Below are 8,069 nucleotides of genomic sequence, written 5' to 3'. Positions count from 1 at the left end.
CTTTGAGATGTTTAACTGCCCTGTGTATCCCAAACTGCGGATCACATTGTATGAGTAAATGCACATGATCGGGCATGATTTCCATACTGGAAATCGTAACTTCCAGCTCTCTTGCTTTTTCTGCGAACAGCTCTTTCAGCCGATCACTTACAGGCGAAACCAGCACTTTTCGTCGATACTTGGGACAAAAAACTACATGATACTTGCAGTCGTACACGACATTTCGATTACTTTGAACCGTTCTCAAATTCATCACCTATTGCTAATTTTACAACGAATATTATATAGATTCAATATATCTAATTAAACAGGAGCAAAAAAAGAGAGCAAAAGAGGGTCAGGCTTGCGAGAGGGGTAAAAAACACCCCTCCCTCGCCTGACGCTCGCTCTCATCCCCATAGCTAAAGCTAGGGATTTTCTCGCTCGCAAAGATATAACTCAAGTCATTTTTTGCTCAATTGGTGGCAAAATCCAATATTAAATAAAATTGTTCAAAATGAAAATGAAAATAGCTCATACGTTAACACGGTATGAGCTATTTGATAAAAAGGAAGATCTGTCGAAGGTAGGCAGCAAAGAGGACGTTGCTGAGATCCGGCAAGCTGTCTTGGAAACACGTGAGTTTTGCCATTCCCATCGATAAAGTAAAACCCTGATCCGGTCTTATCTTGAATGCAGATAAAAACCGCTCTCTGTGAGGAGCGGCTTTTTGTATGGAATTAAAACCCCCTTCCTTTTGCATCAAAGACGGCTTAACATTCGGCAAAACACAATAAAAAGTTGGACGCTGGAACTCCTCTAGAGAGGTCTCTCCACCTAATAAGCTTCACCTCTATGAATCTTCCATTTCCTTTAACGATTATTCCCATAATCCCAACTGTAGTTAGCCAACTTCATTTTCCAATTCATCTCCAGACCATCCATCGGTCCATAATAGTAATCCGCTGCGCGGAGGGGATTTTGGATCAGGAAGAACCAATCACCCTCGAATACAAGTACGATACAAACAGTTTATGAGGTTGCCGACGGTTCAAGGTCTCTTTGAGTTTCAATTCCTCATAGGTACGATACAAACCTCAATCGCCTGTGATTCGATCTGGTTCAACTCTTCCAGGTTTCAATTCCTCATAGGTACGATACAAACGGTACTGGCGCTTCATACATAACCATGTCGGTATACCAAGTTTCAATTCCTCATAGGTACGATACAAACCAGAACATTGACAGCCCGCTCCCCAAAGCCTTCTGTGGGTTTCAATTCCTCATAGGTACGATACAAACTTTCACCGTCTGGTGCTTGTTTGTAGATATGTTCAAGGGTTTCAATTCCTCATAGGTACGATACAAACGTTTGATCCGGCAGCCGTGTATATTGCCCATCATTTGTTTCAATTCCTCATAGGTACGATACAAACAGATGGAGCGGATCGAGGAACTAAAGGAAGAATTACGGTTTCAATTCCTCATAGGTACGATACAAACGAGCACCCTCCTTGAAGGGATTGTCCATCTTCCTTTGTTTCAATTCCTCATAGGTACGATACAAACATTGAGACCGCCGTTTTCTTTATTAGATGAGTTACAAAGTTTCAATTCCTCATAGGTACGATACAAACTGAGGGGTGTAGGTACCCTCGTGGATTTAGATTTTGAGTGTTTCAATTCCTCATAGGTACGATACAAACGTAAACGATGTCGCCGCCACCTCGAGCTGTTCAGTCAGGTTTCAATTCCTCATAGGTACGATACAAACCCATTTTATACCCACTATACTTGACTTTTCAAGAACCGCGTTAAACATTGGCTTACAGTCGCATCATTGATCAAATCCGGTTAAATAGCGCTGCACCGGGCTTATCAGCCATATAACAAATGTCGTCGATCCCTGGGGGTTTTTACACCATTGGGGGTCGACGACATTCTATCACAAAAACAGATAAAACATTTGAAAACCGCATGTGGTCTCAGAGTATGAATTCCTCACCTCCTTTTTGGAGACCAATCATTTCCCTTTCTGAATACTTTGTTGTACGAAAAGTATAAAAAATCACTGAATCTTCCTCAGGATGAATGATGCTTTTCAGATCAACTTTCAATTTTTGATAGTTTACGCGTGAGATATTTCCCTCCAACACCGAATTTTGCACCCAATTCAAATACTTTCGTGATGTTTTTAACACTTTGGCTACCCGTTTTTGTCCAACATCATATACGAGAATAACGAAACAATTTGAATCCCCCCTTACTTACCACTGAGCTTTATACGGGATATAAGTTTTTTCTCCCATCAGATGTTTCTGTATTTTGTAAAGCTCCAGACGAATAAAACGCCGATTGGAAACATTCCTTCCCAGATTTCGGTGCTTGATTGTCGTCTTTAGTCGCTTATCCCACTCCGTAATGAAGATTTTCTTCCCTCGCTCCGTCAAAAATGTTCCCCCGGCACGTTGATCAAAGTCTTTTGCCGCAATCATCTTTTTGGCTACTAAACTAAAGATTAACCGATCAACAAACACTGGCTTAAATACTTCAGCAACATCCAGATTCAATGTGAAACGACGAAAATTGGTCGCATGTAAAAAGCCGATGCGAGGGTCGAGATGTGTTTTATATATTTCGCTTAGGACAGTCGTATAAAGCAAGGTGTTTCCGAAGCTTACCAAGGCATTTAATTTATTTTTGGGCGGCTGTTTTGATCTGTTTTCAAAAACAAACTCCTTATTTTCTAAAATTGGATCAAAAGATTGATAATAATATCCCCTCATATTCCCTTCCAATGCCATTAATTCTTCAATCGTGGCACTCGCTTCAACCAATCCTTGCAGTGAAGCGATACTTTCCATATATGGAGCAACATTCTTCCCACGATTTCGATAATATTTCAGTACTTGTAAAATATTATAGACTGCACCATGAATCAATGCTTTGGCCAATTGCAGCCTTTTTTCATCATCTTGATAACATATTGCCTGCTTTAAAATCATATAACCTGAGTTCAAGTGCTCTCTTGGGTAAAAAGAACCTACATAATAACCATAGTGGTTGAAAAGATGCAACAGGATCTCTTTTTGTGACAGAAACTCAAGTAATCGCTTATTAAAATCAACTTCGCCGAAAATTAGGATTTCATTTGTATCCTCGACAGGAATATATTTACTCCCATTTTCTGTCTCTAACAGGAGTGTTTGATTCTTACGTTTAAGATTTCCATTTCGAAAAATATAAAGTGTTTTCTTCACTTTGTCCCTCCTGTCTATACCCAGCAAGATTCGTAATAAGCACATTTTCCACAGTATTTACATGGAACAGGTGAAGGGGGTACCGGTTGTTTGATAATCGTTTGAATGTCGTTTATAACTCGTTTTAGCTTCTCCTCCAATTCTTCTGTCAAGTAAACCGTCTCTTTCCTTTTTTCTTTAGGAAATCGCAGCTCCCCTTTTGCTTTGACTCCCTTTTGCTTAAACGTGTATAAATAAAATAACAGTTGCATCCGAGAACTCTGTTCAAACCGAGAAGACTTTTTTACTTCACTGATAACAAGTTCTTTGTCATCCCCTTGGATCATATCAACTCGAATGTTTTCCATTGCAACCTCTTTTTTCTCTCTAGAATAAGAAGTTTCCTGAATAAACCGCCCCATATCCAAATCCTCATGGTCCTGATCTGCAATTAACTGATGGGCCATCAACCACACTTCCCGATGACAAATAAAATAGTACCAGACCAGTGTCCCGGTTACTTGCACGATACCAATACCCCTTTATTCTCAAATATAGCGATTAATGGAATCAATCGGTTTAAAAAAGAAGCATTTTCGTTCATAGCATCCATACATCAGCATCTTCCGAATGGCGAACAAATCCGGTGTCGTTTACTTTATAGTACTGGCTAAGTAGTTCATTTCTCAGTAAAAATACGCTTCCATGCAACTCCAAGTTTTTAACACGCTTCAACGGTACGGAAATGATGTAGGATTGAAATGTGCGACGCAGTTTCAGATAGGCTTCTTTTCGCAATAACCCGTTAGGCTGAGCAACTACTTCTGCCATATAGCGCTCCCATACCTCTTCAGCTCTTTCATCCATCTGCACGAACAACGAGGCCATGTCCACCTGTTGCTCAATCAATCGAAAACGGGAAACCGTTTCACAATTGTCCGGATCGTTCTGATCATAAAAACGCAAGGATCGAACACCGCTCCAAATATCCCGTGCAACTGTATAATCTGTCTTTCCCATCTTCTGTGTAAAGTAAGATTCAATCCAACGGTAAAAATCACGTTCATGAATAACAGCCTGTGTTAACCCTTCAACTGCAAGTTTGCGATGAATGGCACCATAGACGAGGGTACAATCGCTATGGGTCTCGTTGCGCATCATCGGAATGACATATAATGTCCCTTGCCCACGTTTTCCATTTCGGTTGCCACGTCCCGCCGCTTGTACAATACTGTCAATCGGTGCCAGATCACGGACCACGACATCAAAGTCAAGATCCACCCCGGCTTCAACAACTTGTGTTGAGACAACGATAACCGGTTTTCTCTTTTTTAAATCCTCCTCAATGGCACGCAGTCGTTTCATTCGCTCCCAAGGCGTAATATTGGTCGATAAGTAGTAAACGTTGTGACCGTCCACATATTCAACCATCCGTCGATACACATGGATGGAACTTTGCACAGTATTCAAAATAAGCAGATGAGACTTCTCTCTGTCATACCGCTCCGCAAAACGGTCAAACCATTCATCCTCTGACCAAGCACCGCGATGCTCAGGAAATACAGGAATCACCTTCATCCGGTTAAGAGACTGAAAATAACCTTTCACTTTGGCTGGCGGCAACCACTCCCGTGACTCTCCCGCTTCAAAAATAAATGGTCTTGTCGCTGTCAGCAGTAAAATATAACAACCTAAGTATTGTGATACGTATTTCAGCATCTTGTTGAGAAGTGGCCAATATTCAGCAGGAACATTCTGTACTTCGTCCAGAATAATGATACTGCCACAGAGTTGATGTATTTTCTTTAAGTATCGATTTTTAAAACCGATCATGCTGTGCAATAACTGGTAAAAGGTAGTGATAACCACTTCAGATTCCCAACTTTCCAGTAAGAGGAGAGCATTGGAGATGGGTTTCTCAGTCCGGTTTTCCTGATAGGAAACTTCCGCTAAATGATGGTGCTTTAGTAAATAACATCCTTCCGATCCATAAAAGTCAGGTATGTAAGAAAAGAGCTTGCGAAGCACGTCGTAATTTTGCTCAATAATGCTCGTAAAAGGCAATGCATAGATGATCCGGGGTTCATATCCCAGCTCCTTTTGAACCGCTGCTCGCATTCCAAGGGCAATGGAAAAGGAAGTCAATGTTTTTCCAGATCCGGTTGGAGAGGTTATTGTGTAAAGACGCTTTTTTACATCAAATCGCGACAGTTGCTCTTTGGAAGTCTGTGCAAAATCGATGCGCAACTCATCAAGGGGTGTTTCCGGGTGTTTTGTAAAATGATCTGCTATGTATCGATCCACCAGATCAGCCGGCAAGGATCTTCTTTCTATAAAGGAAACATCCGCAGCACTATGCTTATCCCCATCAATCAGCAATGAAAACAGCAGCTGTAAATAAAAGAACAACTGAACCCTTAACTCGTCGCTTTCTGTTAATAGTTGCTCTCTCAGTCGATCCAACATTCCAAATGCAGTCAAATAATCATTACTAAATTCTTGAATACTGACCCCTGATCCCAGCAATGAGACATAATCATTCTCAATGGTTTCCTGATAGGAAAACAGACTGTTCACCTGTTTTTTCAATCCCTCAATTTTATCTCGATGATGACTCACATGCCCCAACAATCGGGCCAGTTCGAAATTTACATCTTCTTTTTTGGGAACATCGTGCTCCAATGATCCGAGATCTCCATGATGGTGAAGAACAACAAGAAAACCAAGGAGGGGGGCATAACGCCCCCACCCATCCCTTGTTGGACAGATTTTTGCCAATAACCAAGCAGTCCACACCGCAGAAATATAGGAATGATGGTGCAAATTCCCCTTTTTTTCACCTGTCCATAAGTATTCTTGGAAGTAGGGCGTGTATTTACCAAAATCATGTCCATAGGCATTGATGCGATGAAGTTGTTTAAGTAGTTTCTCATCCCGGCGGCTCGGTAAAGGAGACATCTGATCTGCTGAAACTGCCACCTCCCGCAAATGTTGAACAAGCGGTTTCTTCCAGACCACTTCACCCTGCTCGTTTTTTTTAATATGGGAGTACATAGTGAGGTCACCTACATCCACATAATGTTCTTTTTTATTCCGTCCAGCTCAATACTTGTCACAGGTATACGAAACGTACCGACTACGGCCTTGCCATTTTGCTCAAAAATGTATTGTTCCGTTTCTCTAACCCGACGGTCTTCAAAAAAATGTCGCGGCATCCGTTCCTTTATATATTGCCGGGTTCCGGAGAGATCAAATTCCAATCCTTTCGGTTCAATGCTGGGCATGGGACAGACTGAATCCAATTCCACCCTTGTCCCTAGTGGCAGCTTACCAATTTTTGTTTCATCAATCCATGCTTCATACTCCACCTGCGAACCAAACTCGCTCAAGCCAAAAACAGGGGGATAAAAAAAGGAAGATGTTTGTGCCCGATGTCGCCATTCATGCATCATGTCGAGATCTCGGTGACGTACAAACAGACGGTAGCAGATCCGGCTGTAACCACATGCTTTTAATGTGCGACTTAAGACTATTTCCAACGGGATTTGCGTTGGACCTTTCGAACGATTCAAATCATTGGATGACTTGGCAAAAATATAATTGACTGTTTGCGTGATTTTTCTGATGGGTGTCACCAACTCTACCGCACATTGGAACTCTTTGGGATCAAAACAGTTATAATAGGTATCCCGCTCATATCCAACCATACCAGCCAGCATCCCCATAATGACTGTCCTTGGCGGAAAGGCATAGCTGAGTGAAGAAGAGTTGGTATAAAATTTACGGAAGTGAGCCATTGTTCCCCACCACTTTAACACCAGGATCGGTTGTGCTTGCACAATCCCTCCCCCCTTAAACATCCAGCAGATGCATTCGGTCAGTCAATTCCGACCCCAATACATTCTCCAGTGTTCCTTGTCCCACTTCACTTACAAGTTGTAGTTTGGAGTCATGCCAATAGTGAATCTTGTGGATTTGTTCTTTATGTCCCAACAATTTTTGACGCAATTCCTCCATATGCAGTTCATATTGGCTGATATCCCGAATTTTAGGATTTTCCAAGTTGGGGATCAAATCGCGCAGATCTCCGAGGATCAATTGATCGTTCTTGTATTCTACCCGCATGTATAAACGTGGGTACTGCCCAATTTTGCTTCGCGTTGCCTGAGTGGGTATGGAACGGACAACTGCTTGATCAAGGAGATCGATATCAGTTTCCTTCAACCGGGTATGTTTCGCCCGTCGACCGCTGATAATTCCATGAAAAGCGATCAGGGAGTAATACAAACGATAATCTTTCCCCATGGTTCCTCGTTCATTACTGCTCTCTGAGCTGAAATGAGAGGTTATCGTACTGGAATCAACCAAACTGACCGGGTTGAGAGAGTAGCCCCAATTAAACTGTACCGGACCTGTAAACGTTAGCGATGCTCCTTTCCCCGATTCGGCTTTAATTGGCATTGTGGCACCAAACAGGCGGACATCCAACAACTGATCCAACATCCACTCAATCTGTTCGGAGGCCAATTTTTTAATATTAACTTTGCTTCCGTATTGCTTAAACAGATTCTCCAATCGGGCCGTTGCGTTCACTGTCTTGTTTTCAATATTTGCGACAAATATTTCCTTCCCTGCATCTTGCAGATAGTCACGCAAATAGCGTTTGAGGCGTACATCACTCACCAAATTGCGCGATGTATCATAGTCCATCCGTGGACGGTTTTCATCATCAGCGTCTCCGTTGGGATTGGTCAACTTCGCATCATACAAAAACAGCAAATCGCTATTATTCATCCGTTTTTCCTCCCGCAATAAATTATATCTTTATTTACCACTCTATTTAGTCGCTTT

The 8,069-nt window shown here is 41.9% G+C and carries 7 protein-coding genes and 1 CRISPR repeat array; all 7 genes read right to left on the bottom strand.

From position 1 onward, the window contains the following. On the bottom strand, positions 1–253 hold a 253-nt coding region (tnpA, locus tag FN782_RS13840), incomplete at its 3' end, for an IS200/IS605 family transposase (RefSeq protein WP_246064964.1). A 792-nt stretch (positions 254–1,045) separates the two neighbouring features. Then, positions 1,046–1,753: direct repeats of the CRISPR family, unit length 30 nt; unit sequence GTTTCAATTCCTCATAGGTACGATACAAAC. Positions 1,754–1,964: 211 nt separating this feature from the next. After that, complete coding sequence (gene cas2, locus FN782_RS13835; protein ID WP_142506405.1) at positions 1,965–2,219, bottom strand: CRISPR-associated endonuclease Cas2; 255 nt, start codon at positions 2,217–2,219, stop codon at positions 1,965–1,967. A gap of 27 nt (positions 2,220–2,246) precedes the next feature. Continuing rightward, the gene (gene cas1b / locus FN782_RS13830) at positions 2,247–3,239 is read right to left on the bottom strand and encodes a type I-B CRISPR-associated endonuclease Cas1b (RefSeq protein ID WP_142506394.1); all 993 of its coding nucleotides are present in this window, start codon (positions 3,237–3,239) and stop codon (positions 2,247–2,249) included. A 14-nt stretch (positions 3,240–3,253) separates the two neighbouring features. Continuing rightward, on the bottom strand, positions 3,254–3,745 hold the full coding sequence (gene cas4 / locus FN782_RS13825) for a CRISPR-associated protein Cas4 (RefSeq protein WP_142506393.1): 492 nt from the start codon (positions 3,743–3,745) through the stop codon (positions 3,254–3,256). Between the two features lie 73 nt (positions 3,746–3,818). Beyond that, positions 3,819–6,272: a CRISPR-associated helicase Cas3' gene (cas3, locus tag FN782_RS13820; RefSeq protein WP_142506392.1), complete on the bottom strand. Its 2,454-nt coding sequence runs from the start codon at positions 6,270–6,272 to the stop codon at positions 3,819–3,821. Between the two features lie 11 nt (positions 6,273–6,283). Then, positions 6,284–7,057: a CRISPR-associated protein Cas5 gene (gene cas5, locus FN782_RS13815; protein WP_185956323.1), complete on the bottom strand. Its 774-nt coding sequence runs from the start codon at positions 7,055–7,057 to the stop codon at positions 6,284–6,286. Positions 7,058–7,070: 13 nt separating this feature from the next. Then, positions 7,071–8,012 carry a type I-B CRISPR-associated protein Cas7/Csh2 gene (cas7b, locus tag FN782_RS13810; RefSeq protein WP_142506390.1) on the bottom strand — a complete coding sequence of 314 codons (942 nt, stop codon included), beginning with the start codon at positions 8,010–8,012 and terminating at the stop codon, positions 7,071–7,073. Positions 8,013–8,069: the final 57 nt, after the last annotated feature.

Origin of the sequence: Melghirimyces algeriensis (assembly GCF_900182565.1) — a bacterium.
Lineage (GTDB): Bacteria > Bacillota > Bacilli > Thermoactinomycetales > DSM-45169 > Melghirimyces > Melghirimyces algeriensis.
Note: the sequence above shows the minus strand (reverse complement) of the source record. Positions and strands in the feature narration are given on the sequence as shown.

Excerpts from the sequence above, each read along its gene's own strand:
- cas3 (WP_142506392.1), bottom strand. The coding sequence starts at position 6,272 with ATGTACTCCCATATTAAAAAAAACGAGCAGGGTGAAGTGGTCTGGAAG.
- cas7b (WP_142506390.1), bottom strand. The coding sequence starts at position 8,012 with ATGAATAATAGCGATTTGCTGTTTTTGTATGATGCGAAGTTGACCAAT.